Origin of the sequence: Endozoicomonas sp. G2_1 (assembly GCF_017744155.1) — a bacterium.
In the GTDB taxonomy this organism is placed as follows: domain Bacteria; phylum Pseudomonadota; class Gammaproteobacteria; order Enterobacterales; family Alteromonadaceae; genus JAGHQT01.
Window position 1 is genome coordinate 88,468 of the sequence record NZ_JAGHQT010000011.1, and the last position, 18,948, is coordinate 107,415.

An 18,948-nucleotide genomic window follows, 5' to 3' on the forward strand; every position below is an offset into this window, starting at 1 on the left:
CTAGTGTGAAGTTAACAATTCTTATTATTGACGATAATTCTCATATGCGCGCGGTGATCAACGAGTTGTTGGCGGACAGTGGTCATCAAGTTTTACTGGCTGACGGTCATCAGCAAGCGCTTAGTTTTCTCGAGCAAGAATCGATAGATCTTATCTTAATGGATATCGAGATGCCGCATATGGACGGTTACGAACTTACCCGGCTCATTCGCGCTCAATATACTAAATGGATTCCCATTATTTTTCTTAGCGGTAACACCAGTGATAAAGCGTTAGAAAAAGGTATTGAAGCGGGAGGTGATGACTACCTAACCAAACCGGTCAGCCAAATTATTCTAAATGCCAAAATCTCCGCAATGGCGAGAATTGCCGCCATGCAAAATCATCTAGACGAGCTCAACCGAAAACTACAAAAGTTAAGTAACCAAGATGTCTTAACTAAAGTGCTCAATCGACGCGCCTTAGAAGATAAACTAAAGCAAGCTTGGCAAAGTTATAAAGACGACGAACAAACGTTTAGCTTGTTAATGATAGATATAGATCACTTCAAGCGTTACAACGATGACTACGGCCACCCAGCCGGAGACCAATGTTTAAAGCGTTTTGCACTATTATTAAAGCAAAATGTCAGCCGAGATCTCGATATTATTGCCCGTTATGGTGGTGAGGAATTCGTTGTTGTTGCTCCCGGCGCGTCGTTAGCCGAAGCACAAATTAAAGCAGATAGAATTATTACTGCAATTAATCAAGAAAAGATCGAGCACAACAATGTCTCAACGGGCTATTTAACTGCGTCAATTGGTATTGCCGTTAGCGACAGTAATGTTAGTCATTATCGGGAACTCGTTAAACGAGCTGATGACGCCTTGTATCGCGCCAAGGAGCAAGGTCGAAATCAATGGCAGAGTAGCTAATCTGTCAATCAGTGCTTAGTTCCCCCAAAAAATATGATCTTGTTATTTTAACTATAGTTTTTACGTAAATCACAAATTTAGGAGTATTTGTAAAGGTGTTGAATCTTGATGAAAAACAAATTCAATCGGTAATGTCGAGCTTTCAGATCCCAATTAAGCCTCAAGCATTGCAGGAAATCGAGCGATTGATGGATGAGGAATATCCAGATTTAAACAAAATTTCGAATGTGATTAGTAAAGACGTTGCTTTGTCTTCGGCGATTTTAAAGGTTATCAACTCGCCGCTTTACGGCATGAATCGCCGTATTTCAGAAATTAAACAAGCATCGATGATGCTTGGTTTGAACACGATAAAAAGTTTAGTGACCGCTTTGTTACTCAAACAAAGCTTTGCCGGTAAAGCCAGTATCTCACTAGAGCGCTTTTGGGATGATGCTCTTGATACCGCTAACGCAATGCAATTCATCGGCGGCCGTGTTAAAAACGAAGTACCTGTTGATATGTTATTCACCATTGGTCTATTTCACGATTGTGGCATTCCAATGTTGGCGCTGAAGTATCAAAACTATAAAGAAGTTTTGATGACAGCCAATACCGATAACGTCAATTCAATCGCATTAGAAGAAAAGGCTTATGGCACTAATCATGCGACATTAGGCTATTTTGTTGCTAGCTCGTGGCACTTACCAAAGAATATTTGTCAGATTATCCTACGCCACCACGACTTATCCTTCATCGGTTCGAAAACCAACGATATTCAAGATGAGCTAGCGTTGTGTGTATTAAAAGCAGCGGAAAACCTAACTGAAAATGCCAAGCGTTATCGCGATTCAGCCGACTGGCCTGAGTTTGGTGACAAGGTTCTCGATACTTTAGGAATATCCGAGGAAGACTATGGCGACTTACTAGATGACTATAACGAACTTTACTTAGGTTGATAAATTTAACTTTGATGTTATCCAAATAAAAAGGGCCTATGAGCCCTTTTTATGATCGTAGCTGTTTTGTCTCGAGCCACAGCTCTACGCCCTCAATAACTTGTTGCCAGTTTTGCTCACCCAAAAGCCAATGCCCGTTGATGGGCCACTCTAGATAATCGAGCTTACCACCATACCATTTAGCCATTTTTCGACTCACGCTAATTGGAATAATGTTATCTTCAACACTGGCGTAGAACATTACTGGACAATTGATAAGCGTCTTGTCGATGCGGTTGTTTTTACTGACATTGAGTTTACCTAAGCCGAGTTCAAACAGTATTCTGCCTGACTCTGGCACTAATTTATTAAACAACGTTAGTTTGTCAGTAGGACTAAGTTTGTTAAACAGCAAGTAGTTGGCTTCACCTTCTGACAAGCTAAAGCGACTGCGCCATAAGCGCCACCTGAAAAAGTGCCTAATTAGTCCGGGTAACATTTGTAACCTTATTGGAAAAATATGTCCCGGTGCCGCACTGTTAATTAATATCGCCGCGCTCAGTGAGTGGTGTTGCGCTAACTTTTGAGCCAGTAGGCCGCCCATTGAATGGCCAATCAATATTGGTTTGGTAAAGCGGCTAATGTACTCACTTAAAAACTGGCTGTAATCGTCGAATGACTTGCCATTGATCTCTTGGCTACTTGTATCCACGTTGTGGCCAGGCAGCGTTGGGTTATGACAAGTATAACCAGCATCAGTAAAATACTGCTGCCAAGCTTGCCAAACACTGCCGGTTGAGAACATACCGTGAATAAATATGATGTCAGGTTTATTCATGGTGTGTTTTTATTGGTATTTTAGTGCCGGATCAGCAAGTGGTTGTTGATACATTTTTTTGTCTTTTTCAAAACTGTGATGGACATGCCAATTGTTGCTTTTCCCTTGGCGCAAAAACACGGCTTTGTCGCGCTTTACATAGCTTGCGGTTAACGAGCATAAGATACTGTCTTGTTGATGTTCACCATCATTGGCGACCGGTGTTACCACTTGGTGTTGGTGTTTATCCATTTCGGTGAGTAACCGGCATACGTAGTCGGCAGCCATATCTATTTTTAATGTCCAAGAGGCGTTGGTGTAGCCAAATAAGTAGGCGAAATTTGGCACTCCCTCAATCAATACGCCTTTATAAGCGAGCTTGTCACTAAAGCTCTGTGCTTTGCCATCAATTGTGACCGACATACCACCTAATATTTGTAGCTTTAATCCTGTTGCCGAAACAATAATGTCAGCGTCTAGGTGTTGCCCAGATTTTAGTTGAATGCCTTTTTCGGTCAGTGTCTCTATGTGATCGGTAACAACTGAGGCTTTTCCAGAGCGAATGGCATTGAACAGATTGTCATCAGGTACTGCTGCTAAACGTTGGTCCCAAGGTGCGTAACTTGGCGTAAAGTTACCGATATCAGTACTGCCCGCCAAACTTTTTTCAACTCGGCCAATAAAAAATCGCTTCATAAAATCGGGAAAGCGGCGACAGGCTCTAAAGATGGAGCTTTGCAATTTGATATTGCGAAAACGGGATAGTCGGTATACCCAACTGTCGGGAAGAAATTTTCTCAAGACAATACCTACTTTGTCTTTGCCAGGCACTGAGAAAATATAAGTCGGTGAGCGTTGTAACATAGTGATATGCTCAACGTCTTCAGCCATTGCCGGAATCAAGGTGATCGCAGTGGCACCACTGCCAATAACTACCACTTTTTTATTTGAGTAATCTAAATCTTGAGGCCATTTTTGCGGATGAACAAGGTCCCCCTTAAAGTTATCTCTGCCGGCAAATTCGGGTAAATGACCTTGATCGTGGTTGTAATAACCAGCAGCAGAAACGAGGTACTGACATTTGATAATATTGGTTTGTTCACTACCTTCTTCTTGTATGGTAATAGTCCATTGATTTTCAGTACTCGACCAATCAGCAGCTTTTACTTTGGTGTTAAAACAAATATTTTTAGTTAATTTGAAGTCTTCAACCGTGTCAGCGATATAGTTTTTAATATCACCACCTTCAGCGAGAATAGTGTCGCCAAGCCAAGGTCTAAACTTGTAGCCAAAGGTCAGCATATCAGAATCTGAGCGGATGCCCGGGTAGCGAAACAAATCCCAAGTCCCCCCGATATTGGCTCGGCGTTCTAGTACTAAAAACGACTTGTTCGGGTGTTGCCTTTTGAGTTGGCATGCCATACCGACACCTGATATGCCTGCGCCAATAATTATTACATCGTATTTATTATTCACTATTATTACCCGATTATTGTCTTAATTTTGCTCAATGCTAAAACAATGCTAGGCTATAAAATTGACATTGCTAGACATTTTTTTGACTTAATCGGACATGAACAAACTTATTCGCGCCAGTGCCTTGCGCGGTTATTTTGACCTAATGAAACAATTTAACCTCGACACCAACCAGCTACTTGACCGGGTTGTGTTGTCTCGTCGGCAGTTAAAATACGAGCACAATTTACTGCCATTAGCTAGCGTTGCGAGGCTGTTAGAACTCAGCTCTGAGCAAGTCAATTGTGGTGATTTAGGCTTACAGTTAGCTCACAAACACGACTTGTCAATTATGGGGCCGCTGGCACTTTTGATGGAAAGTGCCGAAACCGTGGGTGCCGGTCTGCGCTTTGCCATTGATTACTTATTTGTTCACAGCTCTGGGCTCAGTTTGGGTGTTAACCGCGAGAGTACCTTGGTGGCTGATGGCGCTGAATTAGTGTTTAATTTAAATATAGAATGGCCACAACGCTACCGTCAGTTCATCGATTTGTGTATGGCTGATCTTTACTTTTTTTTAGTTAATTTAGTCGGTGAGAAGGTTCCGTTATTAGCGGTCAGTTTGCCCTATAAACCTCAATGCTCTGAATCGGTTTATCGCAAGTACTTTGGTTGCCCTGTTATATTTGAGCAACCGCACGCAGGCTTACACATTGAACCTAAATTACTTAACAAAGCTATTGCTACTGCCAACCCTCACTATCAAAAAATCGCTGAAACCTATTTGATAGAGCAATACGGTTTACCTCACTATTCATCGCGTGAAGTGGTCTCTAGCCTGGTTGAAAGCACGCTTGGCACCAACAAGTGCAACAAGGAGAGTATTTGTCAGCTGTTGGCTGTTCACCCGCGTACTTTACAGCGTCGTTTGAATTGCGAGAGCACGAGTTTTGAGCAGATCAAAGCTGAAACCATTAAACAAGCAATGCAGCATTACTTAACCGAGAGTCAGCTACCTTTGTTACAAGTAGCAAGTATTTTGGGTTACTCCGAGCAGTCAGCGATGAATCGCGCTTGTCGGCGTTGGTTTGGTCGGTCACCCGGTCAGTTGCGCAAGACTGTGAGTCGGCAACAGTAACTGGACAGGATAAATAAAAAAGCCGTTACACCAAGGGATGTAACGGCTTTATCATTACGACATATAGCGAGCGTAATTAAAACTCAACGCGCATACCAATGGTTAGGCTACGACCAGGTAATGGCGCTTGATCTTTTAAGAATGAAGTATGCACTCGGGCTTCTTCATCTGTTAAGTTCGAACCGCGTAAGAACAAGACTAAATCAGCGTTGTTCAATTGGTGAACATAGTTAATGCTAGCGCTTAGTAAACCATAGCTACCGGTTTCGGTTTCAAAGCTGCTAATGTTGTCTTGTTTGGCATACCAGCTGTACTCAACATCACCATACCATTGCTGCCAATCAAAGCTCAATTTAGTACCAAGTCTCAATGGTGGAATACGCGGTAAATCACCACCTTGGTCTAACTTGCCACGAATGTAATCAGCATAAACTTGCAATTGTAAGTTATCGTTTAAGCGAGCGTGAACTTCAGATTCAAAGCCGTAAAATTCAACGTCTTGTTGTTGGAATAAAAAGACCGGCAAGCCTTCTTCTTCCTCATGACCACCCTCTTCTTCGTGGCCATCTTCCTCTTCTTCTTCACCGTGACCGTGCTCGTCTTCACCAGCGGCAAATAAACCTGTGTTGTTTTGCACTAGGTAATCGTCAACCTGGTTGTAGAAAAATGAAACGGTATAGCCAAAGTCACCGTCAAACTTGCGCAAAGTAATGTCTAAGTTAGTCGATACTTCTTCTTCTGGTGCTTGCGGATTCAAAATCAATTCGTTGTCAGCGTCTAAGCTGAATACTGAACCGACATCAAAGGTTTGTGTTGCCAAGTGAGCACCAGCAGAAAACAGTTCCTGGTGGCTTGGCGCACGCTCTGAGCGAGAAAGTGATACGGCAAAAGCGCGGCCTGGTTGGTACTGCCAGTTAGCGCCAGCAGATAGTGATACACTGGTAAAGCTTTGCTCACTTAGGTTGAAGGTTTGCTCTTCATCTTCGTGGAAGGTGACGGTTAATGTATCTTCTGGGTCGATATCTGTGTGCTCAATACGGGCACCTAGTTCAACCGTAACATTGCCGAATTTCTTCTCTTCAATGACAAATAGCGCTAGGCTGTCAGTTTCACTTGGCGGTGTAAATGCTTCTTCACCAATTGCCGCATAGTCAACGGTTGATTGGTGTAAACCAACAATACCGTGCCAACCATTTACTGCAATGTGCTCAGCAGTAAGGCGAGTTTCCCAAGTTTCATTAGTGAAACGAGTACCTAACTCTTCGCCTTCTAATTCTTGGTGTTCGTAGTCAGTGTAACCTGTGGTGAACTTCACTTTAGTTAAGTAATCAGTTGGTGCTAACCATTCACCCGCTACTTGATAACGAGTCATATCAACGTCAAGACTTACGCTTTCCTCTTCTTCCTCTTCGCCTTCTTCGTGTTCACCTTCTTCCTCTTCTTCACCGTGTCCGTGGCCCGGAATACCGTATAGGTTGTCTAAACGTTGAACGGAGAAACCGATGTAGCCACTGTCACCAACATAAGAAATACCAGCTGTTGCTGAATCTGTATCAATTGCGGTGCTTTCCAAGGTGCCCGGTGCTTCGCCTTCATCAGGTGTTGTTTCAGCAAAGCCTGGAATGTCGTAGTCATTGGTTTCACGAGTAAAACCGTCAAAGTGGAAAGAAAATTGACCAGCGCTAGCGTTGGCATCAATTTTCGCGAAGCGTTCGTCAGAAACCGAGTCGTATCTCAACTCAGCTTCGCCGGTTGCGCTGTCGTAAATTTCTGTTGGGATGCGGTTGTCAACAACGTTGACAACGCCACCAATAGCACCACTACCGTATTGGAGCGTTGCTGGGCCTCTAAGCACTTCAATTTGTTGAGCGGTATTGGCGTCAGTTGCAACATTGTGGTCAGGGCCTACGCGAGAAGCGTCTGAGGCATCTAAACCGTTTTGAACAATCTTAACGCGTGGGCCATCGGTACCACGGATAATTGGGCTGCTAGCAACAGGACCGAAATAGTTTGAGTGAACACCTGGTGTAGTTTTTAGTGTTTCACCTAATGTTGGTGCTAAGTTTCGGCGAAGTTGTTCACCTGACAGCACCGAAACAGGCGTTGTTGACTCTAGCACTGAGCTTTCTAAAGCATTGGCAGTAACAACAATGTTTTCAATGATTGACGGCGTTAAAACAAAGTTTTGTTCTTGCTTTTCATTGGCAACCGTTAGTTCGAGATCTGCATGAATATAATCACTTGAGTATACGTGCAAGTGTAAATGTTTTACGTCATTAACCGAAATAGTATAACGACCTTGATCATCAGTAGTCGTTTGCTTTTTGTTTTCATCTAACGTAATAACTGCGCCGGATACTGGTTGGCCTTGTTCGTTTGTCACTTGACCAAAAATTTGGGCAGCCAAGCTAGTTTGGCTAAAAACAGCAGAGCTGATTAACAACGCTTGAGAAATAAGGTTAAGAGGTTTCATTGAGCTAACTTAGTTGAATGTAGTTATATAGAGCCCAAGATGATATAACATCACACATAAGCTGAAAAGCTATTTTTGTTACATTATATCGTCACTTTTTGTCGTTCTATCTCAATAATAGGTGTCGAATTAGTTATCTTGAAATTGGGGATAGTTGCTCAGGTAGTCACACCAAGTGTGGAAATCGGTGTAATTGAAGCGAGTATCAGTAGCCTTGTACCAAATTGATTGGCCCCGTGGTGATAATCGAAAACGTATTTTGTAGCCATCGATTGAGACGTAGCAGAGTAATGCTTCACGCGTTTCGTTAAACACTTTTACACGAGCAAAGTTTTCATTGTTGACATCGTATTCATTGCGCGTGCGTGGTTTTGCGTCACACAACATGGGTATTAGTAAACATAAGCTGATAATTATTTGCAAAAGAGTTCTATTCATATTGATGACTTAGTTGCCGACTTATCTACACCTGACTTTGTTAACCAATGAGCCCACCACAAACTAATGGCCATTAAGCTCGATCCTAAAAGCAGCTTTGTAATATCTGCGCCTTCATTAAATATGGTTAAAGAAAATAGAAGTGCAAAGGACAAATACCCGTTATTCATAATCGCTAGCAATGGGCTGCTGACCTGTTGGCTGCCCCAATTCCACAAATAAAAGCCGACTCCTGAAGCAATAACGCCGAGATACAGTATCACTGACCATTGTTGCTGACTTATTGCTGTTATATTAGCGGCTAATGCTGGCCATGCAAAAATACCCGTGAGTAAACTGGCGCCCAAATACAGTGAAACCATATTAGCAGTATGGTTTTTAAGCGATAAGCTACCGACATACTTATAACTGACTTGGCCGATAGCAAAGGCAATGTTGGCAACTTGCAGTATTGCAAAGCCAATCAACAAATCGTCTTGGTTCGGCATTTTGAATACCATTATCGAGCTGGCACCAATCGACAATAAAATGGGTAATAGCCAAGCAAATGTCAGACGTTTGCTGATAATACTGTCAATCAATAAGACGTAAATTGGTGTGAATATAGTAAATACTGCGACTAAATATCCGGGTAAGTATTGATACGACTCGATATAGGCCAGGTACATAACACCAAACTGGACTGCGCCAATGGCCATCAACTTAGCATTGGGTTTAAAGCGGCCGAGATACAAACTAATAGGTAAAAAAGTAAGGAAACACAATATTAGTCTTAAATGAGCGACCATGGCTGGATCTAAGCCAGTCAGTTGGCCCTTAATTAAGCCAAACGAAAATGCCCAAAGTATTGATACAAAAAGTAATGCAGCCATAAAAATGCAGTTAACGTGCGTTTAGCCGTTAAGGTATCAAAACCATGCCGATTTGTCAGTTTGTCGACAATAAAACAATTTTTTAAAAATTAATTTACTTTTAGCTGTTGAAACACTAGTTTATTGGCACCATAACAATCGTTAATGATTAAAGGGCTTAGCACCAAGCTTCCTTGGGCGTATTAAGCGAGAATACAATTTAGCCGACGACAGGCATTAAAATTTAAAGAGTAGTTTTTTATGGCAAACTTAGTTCCAGTAAAAAAAGAGCAACATCAAAATTTAAAAATTTCAGCGCATCGCAATCTTGAGCACCTAGCTGACCAGCATATTGCAGGTGCAGGTGCCGGTGAATTTGCTCAGTTAGCAACAAGTTTTCCTTTGTTCTTTGTAAAAGATGACACATCTAATGCTATTCGCAGTGTTGCTATGATGGGATTAGAAACAGGTGAAAATTTGTATTTGCAAGGTGACAAGTGGTTGTCTCCTTATGTACCGCAAAATGCGAGTATGATCCCATTTGGTTTAGGCTTAGATCCTGAAAAAGAAAAAACTTTAACTACTTGTGTTGATATTGACAGCGAGTTTGTTGGCGAAGACAAAGAACTTGCACTTTTTGACGAAGAAGGCAATGAGACAGAGTTTTTGAAGTCAATACAAGACTCTTTAGGCCGCCTATACGACGGAGAGATTCTAACTGGCAAATTCATTAAAGAACTTGACGAAAATAACTTGCTACAAGAGCTCGAGTTAATTGTTGTTCATGCTGATGGCGCGCAAAAGAAACTTGTTGGTATCTACGGTATTAACGAAAAAGCCATGCTAGATCTTCCTGATGAGAAAGTGTTAGATTTCCAAAAACGCGGTTTGTTTATCCCTATTTACGCAATGCTTACATCTTTAGGTCAGGTAAATCGTTTAGTTCAACTTCGCAATGAATACGGTGAAGTAAAACTTCAAGGCATTCAAGTGAAGCCAGTAGAAGCTGAGCAAGCAGCTAACGAACAGTAGTATTACTGGTAATTATATTGAAAAGGGGCTTTGGCCCCTTTTTTATTGTGTAGACTTTGTATATAAATACAAAACTATATAAAACACTTTAGAAAGTAAGTTGGAAGATCAATGGAAAAAAATGCTGATGCCATCGTTCAAGAGCTAAAAGTTAACGGTGCGATGACTTCAGGTCAGCTTGCTGAAAAACTAAACATGACTAGCATGGGCGCGCGTCAGCATTTGCTTAGACTAGAGCAAAAAAAGCTGGTTAATTCATATATGCTAAAAGCTAAGCTCGGTCGTCCTAAGCAGATGTGGCAGTTAACCCAGCAAGGTCACAATCAGTTTCCTGATCGACACGCGGAATTGACCATCCACTTTATTGATTCTGTCACCCGACTGTTTGGTGAACAAGGTTTGGAAAAGCTGATAAGCGACCGAGAGCAACAAATGCTAACCGTCTATCAAAATGCTTTGTCGAATTGTCAAAATTTACATGACAAAGTTGCCAAGCTCGCTGTTTTGCGAACAGAAGAAGGTTACATGGCAACGGTTGATGTTATCAGCGACAAATGCTATCGCTTAGTAGAAGCTCATTGTCCAATATGTAGCGCGGCCACTAAATGTCAAAATTTTTGCCGCTCAGAACTCGAAATATTTAAACAAATTCTCGGACAAGACGTCACGGTTACTAGGGATGAATACCTCTTAGATGATGGCAAACGGTGCAGCTATTTAATTGAATTGCGATAAATAATTGATTAAAAATTAACAAGGCACAATTCCTGTGATAGGTTATTATTGAGTAGCACAATCTGGTGGTAGGGAGCAAACTCAATGGTCGCTAAGAATCCTGTTTCTGCTGAAATTGAAGAACAAATTCAGACACTTGCTGGCGAGGTTTATCTACAAGTTGAAGATAAACTCTCGGCTATGGTCAGTTCAGTATTGACTGAATACCAAGTCCCTGAAGAGCAAGTGCTCAACCATGCTAAGTACCGGGACTTAGTTGCTGATTTAGCTAAACACCAAGAAGCACTCGAAACCAGCAAACAACAGTTGGCAGCATCTGAACAAGCGCTTGAACAAACACAAGTAAGCCATCAACAAATCTTAGATGAACGCGATAGCAAAATTTCAGAACTCAATAAGCTGACCAAGCTCGAACAACATGACCATCAGCAAGCCCTAGAACAACAACTCGAAGATATTAGCCAACTGACCAGCCAACTTAAGCAACAACAAGGCGAGAATAAAGCGCTGACCGAGCAGCTTGCCGCTCAGCGTGATGCTACTGCCCAGGTCACTAGTGAGCTGACAAACCTCGTTGATAAAAATCAACAGCTCGAAAAGGCTCAACAAGCACAACAAGCGATTATCGATGCGCAAAATCAACAAATTAGTCAGCAACAAAAAACAGCGTTAGAACGAGAAGCCGAATTTGAATTGTTGCAATCGCAGCAAGAACAAAGTGCTGAGCAAGCTAAACAGAGTAAAACGCTGTCGTTGCAAGAACAGCAAAAATTGCGAAATATTGAAAAGCAATTTGGCATTGTTGAGCAAGAGTTACTGGCAAGCCAAGAAAGTCGCGTATTGATTGAGCAGGGGTTATCTTCAGAGCAAGAGCGTCATCGTGAAACCCAGCAAAAGCTCGATCAAGTTGCGAAAGACCATCAACAGTTAGTTGAAGCATTTGAGCAATTACAAACGAGCCATGATAAAAAAGTCGAACAAGTGCTCAATCAACAAAGCGTCTTGCAGCAAGCCGAGCAGGAAGTAAGCGAGGCAAAACAAGACGTAACAAAGCAGCAAGCTCAATTGGAAACTCTAGAGCAAACCATTTCTAAACAGCAAAATGCGATAGCTGAGTACAATGGTAAAGTGACAGGACTTGAACAAAGTATTGCCCAGCAACAACAACAAAATCAACAACAGCGTGATGAGCACAAACAAGTCGAGGTGAAGTTGCGCGACGCTATTGCCAGAGAGCAAGAAAGCAATAAAGTTCAGGCTGTTACTATTGGTGAACACGCCGAGCATGTAAAAGCCTTACAGCAGCAACTCGAACAAAGTCAGCAAAATATCAAAAATGCAGAGCAACAGTTAGTTAATTTATCTAAGCAACACCAAGAGTTACAACAGCAAAGTAAACAACGAATTACACAACTGGAAGCTCAGCTTAGTCGTGCTCAGCAAAGTAATCAACAGCACGAGCAAACGCAACAAGCTTTAGAACAGCAGTTACGTGAACAAGAGCAAGGTTGGCTTGAAGAAAAGCAAACGCTCAGTCAGCAGTTGGTTGCCTTAGAGCAGAGTGAACAAGAGCAACAACAATTAGCAACTAAACTAAGCAAAGATCTTGAGGTCACGCAAACCAAACTCAACAATAATCGTCAGCATTGGCTAGATAAGCAAGATAAACAAGAACAAGACTACGACAAGGCGCGAGAAACCATTAAATATTTACGCGATGAAAACTTTGAACTCAATAGTAAGTTAGAGCAGCAGGTTGCAGATTTAGAAGAAAAACTTACTGAATATCGCCTGCGTTTTGAATATGCGCAGAAGCAACTTGCCAAGCAATAGCCTAGCGGCTGAACGCAAGAGCAATAGCACAGTCTTGCGCTCAGTAAATGGCGCTAGCTAACAATTGGTTTGCCAGTCTTGGGATCTATTCTGTCGAGTGACGGTCCTTTATAGCCGCCTGCCAATAATTCCACGGTCGCGTCACCGTATTGCTCAAACCAAAAATCACCCATTAATTTCAGCCGTTTAATATTGGTGCGGCTAACGTCATCCATGGCGTCATCTGGTGGGGTCGGTAAAAAACTACTTTGGCGCATCTCACTATTGATACGAATGTAGTGACCGGGATCTAAAATAGTCATCGCCTGGTAGGCCACTACTCGTTCATCACTCAAAATATCGAGAATATGTCCTTTGGTCATCCATTGCATTGCACCCCAACCTTTCGATGCTGCCCCATTTATTTTACGAGTCATAAAACCGGTGCCAACTGATAACACCCTGAGTTCACTCAATGCGACTTGCCAAGCTTTGCGCGCTTCAGCAATTGCACACATAGTTGGATTGTTGGCAATCACACCACCGTCAACCAACCAAAATTCATCATCTTCTGGTGGCATCATCAGTTCTTTAGTCGGAAAATAAGTGGGGGCTGCACTGGAGGCGTCAGCGACTTGGTATGATTGCAAGCTGCAATGAGCCGCTTTGGTTGATTTGATCACAACCGGGTGGCGCTGCTCAATGCCATAAGTTACCGCTAATACATGTTTATTCTTTGGGACATCGCCAATGGTCGCTGTTTGCAAATTGTCTTTGAGTACTTGTTGCTTGCCTTTGGCTTCGTATTTTGGGGCGTTGATACCATCGATCTCAAATAGCCCTTTGTTTTCTGTAAATATTCGCTTGGCGTTGTTAACATTATACAATTCATTAATCGCCGCCATTGTCATATTTGTCGTGGCAAGTGCTAACGCGATGATACTGCCAGTACTGGTACCAGCGTAAAAATCGACGCAATCGCGAATCGATTTTTGGTGTTGTGCTTGAAGTTGCTGCTCGACATGAGCTAAAAACTGGGTGGTCGCGGCACCGCGAATACCACCACCGTCTAAGCTGAGAATTAATTTTGACATATTCAATTCCTTATATTGATTTGTCTATCCTACAAACAACCAATTTCTCGCAGGTAATGGGTACTACAGGATAAATTTAGCGCAATTGGCGTGATTAGCAATTCATCAACTACTAGCGTGATACTCGTTCTGCTGCAAAGTGCGTGTTTCAGTTGGAATTAAAAACGTATTTAGACAAGGCATTGATTACTCCGGACATCCTGTCCTTCGCTGAAGCCAGCCCCCGGCTGTTCAAAAATGTTCCAGACATTTTTGTGCAAAGAATGGTTGTTCTCGGCAACTGCTCCTGCGTTGCCCTAATGTCCTACATCCATGTAGGAACCTTGTTAAAATCAATAACGCCGTATAAATCGTTTTTAAACCAACCCTTAGGGCGTTTCGCAGGAACAGTTGTCGATCATAACAACAGCTTTGATATTAAGTCCCTGCGATAGCGCTGAAATCTCGCATCTTGAAGTAGAACGAGTATATAATATCGTCACCTAAAAGAGATGAGAATTACTTGTGACCATTCGCCTGCCGTTGAAAAAACTGTCCCACTGGCAACAAATTACGTTTGCAGCTGCCTTGTTAGAGCGCATGTTACCCAATTATCAAATGTTTGCTGATGCTTTTGATTTTGGTGACGCTAAGTTGTTGCGCAATCAGCTTAACTTAGTTTGGCAATGGTTGGACAAAAGCCAAAAGATCAAAGTCAATACAACGGCTCAGCTAGAAAAGTTAGCGCAAGTGATTCCCGATCCTGAAGCTTTTGACTCGTTTGGCGTTTATCCAGCAATTGATGCATCGATGGCAGTCACGGCTTTATTGCAAGCGATATCAGAGCGTGAGCTTGAATACGTTGAGAGTGTTAGCCGATTATCAGCCAATAGCGTAAATTATTACGTTGAACTTATTTTAATTGATGAGCTCGGCCCTGAACAAGAAATTGATCAATTACAAATCAATGCTCACCCCTTGATGGTATGGGAACGAGAGACCCAAAATGAGTTGTTTGACTTTTTGCAAAACAGTGCCGAAAACAAGCAAACCTTGCAGCGTGCCAAAGCCATGGTATTGGAAGAAGGTCTGTCAAACCTCGGCATTGAGATCTAGCGGCTATATTGATAAAGCCGATAGGCAACCTGCCCAGCAATTTTTTCCTTTAAAAGTTGCCAGTTGTCACCTAACGCAGGCGCCGATGTCTCCGCTTCCATTTCAACATAGACAACGGCATCGTCAGCCAACCAACCTTTTTCTAATTGCTCAAGGGTTGGTTTAACTAAACCTTTGCGAAATGGCGGGTCGACAAATACAAGGTCGAAACTAGTGGACGTTTGTTGCAGGTAGCTCAGGATATCTTGATGATAAACCGCAATATTGTCAGCCTTTAATGTTGTTGCATTTTGCTTGAGCTGTTTCGCAGCGTCCTTGTTGAGTTCAATTAATGCAACTTCCTCAGCACCTCGTGATAACGCCTCAAAACCAAGGCTGCCAGAGCCAGCAAAGCAATCTAAGCAGCGGCTTTGATATAAATACGGCATCAGCCAGTTAAACACCGTTTCTTTAACTCGGTCAGTCGTCGGTCGCAAACCATCAGCCATTAATACCGGCAGTTTCCGACCGCGGTGCTTGCCAGCAATAATGCGGATTTGACCGGTTTCTTTTGATGGTTTAATCGCTTTACTTGGCTTGCGTGAATTTATTCTGTTCATATTGGGATTGAGTTGGTTTTGCCAAGGCAATTAAGGTGTTAAGATAGCGCTAATTTTATCCCTGTTTACTCCGTTTACTCAAGCGGCTGTCAAAATCAGCGTTGAGTAGATCTAATGCGAACTATTGAGTTTTATGTCAAAGAAGAAAAACTTATTTGCCAAGCTTGGTTTTGGCCGTAAAAAAGCGGCGCAAGTTGATGTTGAAGAAAACGTCCAAAGCAGTCTTGAACAGCCAGAAAACAGCCCTGAGCAAGTAGAAATTAGCCCTGAGCAGTCATCAGATAACAGCGTTGAACAGCCTGAACAAAATCAGACACCTGAAGCTACTCAGCAAGAAGGCGGATTTTTTTCTCGCTTTACCCAAGGCTTTTCAAAGTCTGCTGAGTCAATACCGCAAGAACAGACACAACAAGAGCCTGAATCTACTCAAGAAGTCACTCAGTCAACGCCAGTTGAACAAATAAGCGATAAAGAGTCTTCAACAGAGCAAGAGTCCTCAATAGATAAAGAGTTCTCAACAAACCAAGAGTCTTCAACCAATAGCCAACTTACAGCAACGGCACAGGCAGAAGATTTAGCAGAAGAGCTTGTCGCAGGCTCTCAGCAAGCTAATGATGTCCTGCCAGAGCCAGAGCCAGAGCCAGAGCCAGAGCCAGAGCCAGAGCCAGAGCCAGAGCCAGAGCCAGAGCCAGAGCCAGAGCCAGAGCCAGAGCCAGAGCCAGAGCCAGAGCCAGAGCCAGAGCCAGAGCCAGAAAAGAAAGGCTTCTTCGCCCGTTTGAAACAAGGGTTAAGCAAAACACGCCAAAATTTAGGTGGTGGTTTGCGCGATTTATTTCGCGGTAAAAAAATTGATGACGAACTGTTTGAAGAGCTCGAAACTCAATTATTACTCGCCGATATCGGCGTTGATACCACCACTAAGATTATCGATTCATTAACTGAATCAGCTAGTCGCAGCCAATTAAAAGACGCTGACGCACTTTACGATTTACTAAAACAAGAACTCAACCAAATTCTTAGCCCGGTCAATCAGCCATTAGTTATTGAAAACAGCCAAGGTCCATATGTTATTTTGATGGTCGGTGTTAATGGCGTTGGTAAAACAACGACCATAGGTAAGATGGCCAAACAGTTTCAGGCTCAGGGTAAGTCGGTGATGTTAGCCGCTGGTGATACCTTTAGAGCCGCAGCGGTTGAACAGCTACAAGTTTGGGGCGAGCGCAACGATATCCCAGTAGTTGCTCAGCACACAGGGGCTGACAGTGCTTCTGTTATTTTTGATGCAATTAGTGCTGCTAAAGCGAGAGGCGTTGATGTCTTAATTGCCGATACCGCAGGTCGTTTGCAAAATAAAGGTCACTTAATGGAAGAACTGAAAAAAGTTGTTCGAGTGATGAAGAAAATTGATCAAAACGCGCCTCATGAAGTGATGTTAACACTTGATGCTGGTACTGGGCAGAATGCTTTGAGCCAAGCCCAACTCTTTGATCAAGCGGTTAATTTAACCGGCATTAGTTTAACTAAACTCGATGGTACCGCTAAAGGTGGTGTTGTATTTGCTATTGCCGACAAGTATCAAATTCCTATTCGTTACTTAGGGGTAGGCGAAGGTATTGATGATTTACGTCCGTTTAACGGTGAAGATTTTGTCGATGCGTTGTTTGCTAAAGACGACTAACCAATGGCAAAGGACTTGCCTTTGCCTACTAGGTTGACGCATAGTGTTGATAAACAAATAAAATAAATAATAACGCAGTCGGTTATGATTCAATTTAGCGATGTCAGCAAAACGTACCCCGGTGGTTTTCTTGCTTTAAAGCAAGTGAGTTTTAAGCTTGAGCCGGGGGAAATGGCGTTTTTAACCGGCCATTCAGGCGCTGGTAAAAGTACCTTACTCAAGCTGATTAGCGCGATGGAAAAACCATCAACTGGTCGCGTAATTATTAACAATACCGATTTAGCTAGTGTTAGTTATCGCCAAGTACCTTATGTTCGCCGCGGTATTGGCATGATTTTCCAGCACCACAACCTATTAATGGATAGGACAGTGTTTGACAATGTCGCCCTGCCATTAATTATTGAAGGTTGTAGTCACAAAGAAATTAAAAAGCGGGTTGATGCTGCCCTCGATAAAGTCCATTTAAGCAATAAACTGCGCTGCTTGCCTTATATGCTTTCTGGTGGTGAGCAGCAACGCGTTGGTATTGCCCGGGCAATTGTTAACAAACCCCCTATTCTACTTGCCGATGAACCAACCGGTAACTTAGATCCCAAATTGTCGTTAGACATTATTCGATTATTTGAAGAGTTTAATGCCGTTGGTGTCACTGTTTTGATTGCGACTCACGACTTGGGGCTGATCGCACGTATGAAGTACCGCACCTTAACGCTGAAGCAAGGTACTATGATTACCGACGGTTTGGTTGATGGTTTAGCGACTGAATCAACAGTGACTGAGGGACTTCATGGCTAGTTTAATGACGCGATTATTGGCGCTACCGGTTAGGCATGCTCAACAGGCGGTTGGCAGTTTAGGAGAACTTTGGCGAACACCGTTTACGTCGGTTATGACGGTATTAGTACTGGGTATTAGTTTGACCTTACCAGCAATTTTGCACTTGTTTGTAAAAAACGCTGAACAGATATCCCAACACTGGGACTCTGCCGCCGAAATCACCTTGTTTTTAGAGCTCAACGGCAGTGATAAAACCAATCAGGCCTTGGTTAAACGAATTAGCCTTTATCCAGAGGTTGCCAATGTTGTATATATTTCGGCAGACGACGCGTTAAAAGGTTTTCGAATTAGCTCAGGCTTCGGCGAAGCACTTGATTACTTGTCAGACAATCCGCTACCAGCAACAATTTTAGTCACCCCGACTAAACGTGCAAGCCAAGCATCAGCAGCACAAGACCTGCTGGAAAAACTCAAGCAAGAGCGAGGTGTCGCTCAAGGTAAGCTCGATTTAGAGTGGTTGACTCGGCTTGAAGCCATCACCGATCTGTTAAAAGAAATTGTTTGGTCGGTCGCGTTGTTGTTGTGCTTGTCGGTGGTGTTGATTATTGGTAATACGATTCGCTTGTCGATACTCAATCAAAAAGACGCCATCGCTGTGATGAAGCTCGTTGGTGCCACAGATGGCTTTATTCAACGGCCATTTCTCTATGCCGGTATTTGGTACGGTATTCTAGGCGGCTGTTTCGCAATTTTGGCGATTAGTGGTTTGGCTTACTATTTATCGGGAGCAATATCTGCGGTCACTGAACTTTATCAAACCCAGTTTAACCTCGCTTTGTTATCGGCCGCTGAACATTTGTTGTTGATTGGCTTTGCTGTGGTGTTGGGCTTGTTTGGCAGCTATCTTTCTGTCCGTCGCCATATCAAAGAAATTGAACCAAGTGCTGATTAACTCTTGATGAAAATCAGGCAATAAAAAAGCGCTATTCTATAGCGCTGACCCGTCCTAAATAAGGTTGACACTTTTCAATCAATGAATTGGAGAGCATCATGAAATCAACCACTAAACGAACTCAAAAGGATTACTCACTCGCTTTTAAATTGTCGGTTGTCGAGCAAGTTG

Annotated in this window: 17 protein-coding genes; 11 read left to right on the top strand and 6 right to left on the bottom strand. The window is 42.7% G+C overall.

Going from position 1 to position 18,948, the window contains the following annotated elements:
* The first annotated feature begins 5 nt into the window (after window positions 1–5).
* Both J7384_RS13170 and J7384_RS13175 read left to right on the top strand, forming a co-directional pair.
* On the top strand, window positions 6–914 hold the full coding sequence (locus J7384_RS13170; RefSeq protein ID WP_209114780.1) for a diguanylate cyclase: 909 nt from the start codon (window positions 6–8) through the stop codon (window positions 912–914).
* A gap of 95 nt (window positions 915–1,009) precedes the next feature.
* Complete coding sequence (locus J7384_RS13175; RefSeq protein ID WP_209114782.1) at window positions 1,010–1,852, top strand: HDOD domain-containing protein; 843 nt, start codon at window positions 1,010–1,012, stop codon at window positions 1,850–1,852.
* A 49-nt stretch (window positions 1,853–1,901) separates the two neighbouring features.
* Here J7384_RS13175 and J7384_RS13180 read toward each other — a convergent pair whose 3' ends face one another.
* Together J7384_RS13180 and J7384_RS13185 are read right to left on the bottom strand one after the other, a co-directional pair.
* Window positions 1,902–2,669, bottom strand: coding sequence for an alpha/beta hydrolase (locus J7384_RS13180; protein WP_209114784.1), 768 nt, complete (start codon window positions 2,667–2,669; stop codon window positions 1,902–1,904).
* Window positions 2,670–2,678: 9 nt separating this feature from the next.
* A complete protein-coding gene (locus J7384_RS13185) occupies window positions 2,679–4,124 on the bottom strand; it encodes an NAD(P)/FAD-dependent oxidoreductase (RefSeq protein ID WP_348523874.1) in 1,446 nt (481 codons plus the stop codon).
* Window positions 4,125–4,221: 97 nt separating this feature from the next.
* Between J7384_RS13185 and J7384_RS13190 the strand changes: the two genes are divergently transcribed.
* A complete protein-coding gene (locus J7384_RS13190) occupies window positions 4,222–5,241 on the top strand; it encodes an AraC family transcriptional regulator (RefSeq protein ID WP_209114786.1) in 1,020 nt (339 codons plus the stop codon).
* Between the two features lie 76 nt (window positions 5,242–5,317).
* Here the strand turns inward: J7384_RS13190 and J7384_RS19605 are convergent, their stop codons facing one another.
* Window positions 5,318–7,714: a TonB-dependent receptor gene (locus J7384_RS19605; protein WP_209114788.1), complete on the bottom strand. Its 2,397-nt coding sequence runs from the start codon at window positions 7,712–7,714 to the stop codon at window positions 5,318–5,320.
* Between the two features lie 434 nt (window positions 7,715–8,148).
* Window positions 8,149–9,024: an EamA family transporter gene (locus tag J7384_RS13200; protein ID WP_209114790.1), complete on the bottom strand. Its 876-nt coding sequence runs from the start codon at window positions 9,022–9,024 to the stop codon at window positions 8,149–8,151.
* Between the two features lie 240 nt (window positions 9,025–9,264).
* Between J7384_RS13200 and J7384_RS13205 the strand changes: the two genes are divergently transcribed.
* The 3 genes from J7384_RS13205 (at window position 9,265) to J7384_RS13215 (ending at window position 12,603) form a co-directional block, all read left to right on the top strand.
* Window positions 9,265–10,035, top strand: coding sequence for a SapC family protein (locus J7384_RS13205; RefSeq protein ID WP_209114792.1), 771 nt, complete (start codon window positions 9,265–9,267; stop codon window positions 10,033–10,035).
* Window positions 10,036–10,146: 111 nt separating this feature from the next.
* Complete coding sequence (locus J7384_RS13210) at window positions 10,147–10,770, top strand: metalloregulator ArsR/SmtB family transcription factor (protein WP_209114794.1); 624 nt, start codon at window positions 10,147–10,149, stop codon at window positions 10,768–10,770.
* A gap of 84 nt (window positions 10,771–10,854) precedes the next feature.
* Window positions 10,855–12,603 carry a hypothetical protein gene (locus J7384_RS13215; RefSeq protein WP_209114796.1) on the top strand — a complete coding sequence of 583 codons (1,749 nt, stop codon included), beginning with the start codon at window positions 10,855–10,857 and terminating at the stop codon, window positions 12,601–12,603.
* 53 nt (window positions 12,604–12,656) lie between these two features.
* Here the strand turns inward: J7384_RS13215 and J7384_RS13220 are convergent, their stop codons facing one another.
* Window positions 12,657–13,676 carry a patatin-like phospholipase family protein gene (locus J7384_RS13220; RefSeq protein ID WP_209114798.1) on the bottom strand — a complete coding sequence of 340 codons (1,020 nt, stop codon included), beginning with the start codon at window positions 13,674–13,676 and terminating at the stop codon, window positions 12,657–12,659.
* A gap of 152 nt (window positions 13,677–13,828) precedes the next feature.
* Between J7384_RS13220 and J7384_RS13225 the strand changes: the two genes are divergently transcribed.
* Entirely contained in the window at window positions 13,829–14,110 is a 282-nt protein-coding gene (locus J7384_RS13225) for a hypothetical protein (protein ID WP_209114800.1), read from the top strand.
* Window positions 14,111–14,180: 70 nt separating this feature from the next.
* Window positions 14,181–14,771: a YjaG family protein gene (locus tag J7384_RS13230; RefSeq protein ID WP_209114802.1), complete on the top strand. Its 591-nt coding sequence runs from the start codon at window positions 14,181–14,183 to the stop codon at window positions 14,769–14,771.
* Here J7384_RS13230 and rsmD read toward each other — a convergent pair.
* Window positions 14,768–15,370 (bottom strand): 16S rRNA (guanine(966)-N(2))-methyltransferase RsmD, encoded by a 603-nt coding sequence (gene rsmD / locus J7384_RS13235; RefSeq protein ID WP_209114804.1) that lies wholly within the window; start codon window positions 15,368–15,370, stop codon window positions 14,768–14,770. The two genes, J7384_RS13230 and rsmD, sit on opposite strands and share 4 nt — an antisense overlap.
* Before the next feature lie 133 nt (window positions 15,371–15,503).
* On the opposite strand from rsmD, the gene ftsY reads away from it, so the two are divergent.
* From ftsY to ftsX, 3 genes are all read left to right on the top strand, one after another.
* Window positions 15,504–17,048, top strand: coding sequence for a signal recognition particle-docking protein FtsY (ftsY, locus tag J7384_RS13240; RefSeq protein ID WP_209114806.1), 1,545 nt, complete (start codon window positions 15,504–15,506; stop codon window positions 17,046–17,048).
* 84 nt (window positions 17,049–17,132) lie between these two features.
* Complete coding sequence (ftsE, locus tag J7384_RS13245; protein ID WP_209114808.1) at window positions 17,133–17,843, top strand: cell division ATP-binding protein FtsE; 711 nt, start codon at window positions 17,133–17,135, stop codon at window positions 17,841–17,843.
* Entirely contained in the window at window positions 17,836–18,777 is a 942-nt protein-coding gene (gene ftsX, locus J7384_RS13250; RefSeq protein ID WP_209114810.1) for a permease-like cell division protein FtsX, read from the top strand. The genes ftsE and ftsX overlap by 8 nt, the downstream gene beginning before the upstream one ends.
* The last annotated feature ends 171 nt before the right edge of the window (window positions 18,778–18,948 follow it).